This is a genomic window from Candidatus Deferrimicrobiaceae bacterium (assembly GCA_035256765.1).
Taxonomy (GTDB): domain Bacteria; phylum Desulfobacterota; class Deferrimicrobia; order Deferrimicrobiales; family Deferrimicrobiaceae; genus CSP1-8.
In genome coordinates this window covers 1-2,404 of the sequence record DATEXR010000063.1, presented here as the reverse complement: position 1 = coordinate 2,404, position 2,404 = coordinate 1, and the positions used below count along the sequence as shown (strand labels likewise).

At 60.6% G+C, this 2,404-nt stretch carries 3 protein-coding genes; all 3 read right to left on the bottom strand.

Annotated elements, in window-relative coordinates:
• Nucleotides 1-481, bottom strand: a 481-nt coding sequence (locus VJ307_02045) for a hypothetical protein (protein HJX72908.1), incomplete at its 3' end; no start/stop codon positions are given.
• A gap of 191 nt (nt 482-672) precedes the next feature.
• The gene (locus VJ307_02040; protein ID HJX72907.1) at nt 673-1,467 is read right to left on the bottom strand and encodes an ABC transporter ATP-binding protein; all 795 of its coding nucleotides are present in this window, start codon (nt 1,465-1,467) and stop codon (nt 673-675) included.
• An 85-nt stretch (nt 1,468-1,552) separates the two neighbouring features.
• Nucleotides 1,553-2,404: ABC transporter substrate-binding protein (locus VJ307_02035; protein ID HJX72906.1), on the bottom strand; the 852-nt coding region annotated here is incomplete at its 5' end.

Below are 2,404 nucleotides of genomic sequence, written 5' to 3'. Positions count from 1 at the left end.
GGATTACCGTGCAGCCGATCCGGATGAGCGCCTCGTCGAACATGAGGCCGGCCGGGGAGAAATGGTACATGAAGGTGTTCTGCACGATGTCGCCGGGGCGGAAACCGGCGGCCACGAAGGCCTTCTCCCATCGCCAATGGGACTCCTCCCTTCCTTCCGGATCGTACGTCGGGCCGGGGGAGACATAGATCCGCCGCATGGCGCGCGGGGGGACCGCCGCCAGCCCACCGAAGGGAAGCTCCGCCTTCTGGATCGATTTCAAATCCGCCTTCCGGGTAAGCGGGATCTTCGCGAGGTCGGCAACGCTGCGCACGTCCGCGGGCTTGATCCCTGCCTCGTCCATCTTCTTCCGGGCGGCGGGGGCATTTTCGTAGGCGTGTCGAACCGCGTCCCGCAGGTTCCCCAGACGGAACTCTTCCCGATCCCGCTGCGGCATCGTCTCCTGCGCCTCGTCGTAGAATCCGCGCTTCCGGTCGATCATCCTCCACTCCTTAGAACAGGGACGTTCTTAAAACTTTTCATCCGACCGGTCGATCGATCACAACCGGCGGCCGACGCCTCCCTTTCCGTCCCGCCAAAACAAAAAATGTCCCCACGTCGCCTGCGGGAAGATCCATTACGCTCCAAACAGTTCAAAAACGTTATTAAAAAGTTTAAGAACGTCCCTAAGCTTTAGGAGAGCCAGCGCTTGCGGCGCCTGTAATGCTTCGTGTCCTTGTAGGATTTGCGCGTACCCCCCGCGGTCATCCCGAGGTAGAACTCCTTGACGTCCTCGTTGTTGGCGAGCTTGTCCGTCTCGCCGTCCAGGACCACCTTCCCGTTCTCCATGATGTAGCCGTAGCTCGAAATGGACAGGGCCACGCGGGTATTCTGCTCGACGAGGAGGATCGTCGTTTTCTCCTTCTCGTTGATCTCCTTGATGATCCCGAAGATCTCCTTGACCAGCAGCGGGGAGAGCCCGAGCGACGGCTCGTCGAGCAGCATCAGCTTCGGACGGGCCATCAGCGCCCGTCCGATCGCGAGCATCTGCTGCTCCCCCCCCGAGAGGTATCCCGCCAGCTGCTTTCGCCGCTCCGTGAGCTGGGGAAAGTATCCGTAGACCCGGTCGTAGTCCCCTTTCACGTTTTTTCCGTCGCGGCGCGTGTGCGCCCCGCAGCGAAGGTTCTCCTCGACCGTCAGGTCCTCGAAGACGCGGCGGCCCTCCATCACCTGGAAGATCCCCCGGCGGACGATCTCCTCCGGGTCCCTCCCGTTGATCTTCTCCCCTTCGAAGAGGACCTCCCCGTCGGTGACCTCCCCTTCCTCCGATTTCAACAGCCCGGAGATCGCCTTGAGCGTCGTGCTCTTCCCGGCTCCGTTGCTTCCCAACAGGGCCACGATCTGTCCCTGGGGAACGACCAGGGAGAGTCCTTTGAGGACGAGGATCACGTCCGAGTAGATCACCTCGATGTTGTTCACCTGGAGCATGCGTCCCCTGCCTGTTTTGTTTTCGGTGTGGAGAGGGAGGGGGAACAGAAGATCCCCCCTCCCCGGTTTCCTCTTCCTCTTGCGGTTACAAACCGAGCCACTCCGCCTTACGAGGAAGCTCGATCGTCGTCTTGTAAACGAGCTTCCCCTTTTGGTACTCGTAGATCTTGGCCGACAAGTTCGGACGGTGGTCGGTCGGGGTGAACGTGATCTTGGAAGTCAGCCCGCCCGTATCGAAATCCTTCAACGTCTCCAGGGCATCCTTCACTCCCGGACCGTTCAACTGCCCTTTCTTGTCGGCGATCTTCAACGCCTCGCACAGCACCATCATCGAGACCCAGCCCCGGATGTAGTGCGTATTCTGGTGCTCGTTCTTGGTGACCTCCTGGATGAGCTTCATTCCGGGGACCTTGTCGCCGTATACCGCCGCGGCCTGGAGGCCGAGAACGCCATCGGCTGCATCCCCCGCGATCTTGATCAGGTCTTCGTCGTTGCCCCAGACGTTCACGAGGAACTTCGTCTTGAGGCCAAGCTTCTTGGCGTCCTTGATGATGACCGCAGCCGAGGGGGTGGTGCCGCCGATCCACCCGAAGTCGGCGCCCTTGTTCTTCACGGAAAGCATCTGGGAGTTCGCCTCGATCGCCTTGAGTCCCACCTCCTCGTCGCCCAGTTCCTCGAAACCAACGAACCCAATCTCCTTGGCGTACGCCTTCCCTCCCTTGATCGGGGCGATCCCGTACGGGTGGTTCGGGTAGATGAATACGATCTTGGGGGCCCGCTTCTCCTTCCAGTTGTCCTTGATGTACTTCAAGCCCGCCCGCAGCTGGGTGGTGTAGTCCGCCGCGATGAAGAAGTTGTACGGAGATTCCTTGGGGTCGGTCAGGTTGGGCGAATACGATGCGGAAAGATAGGGGATCTTGTCGGCCGCCAGAAATCC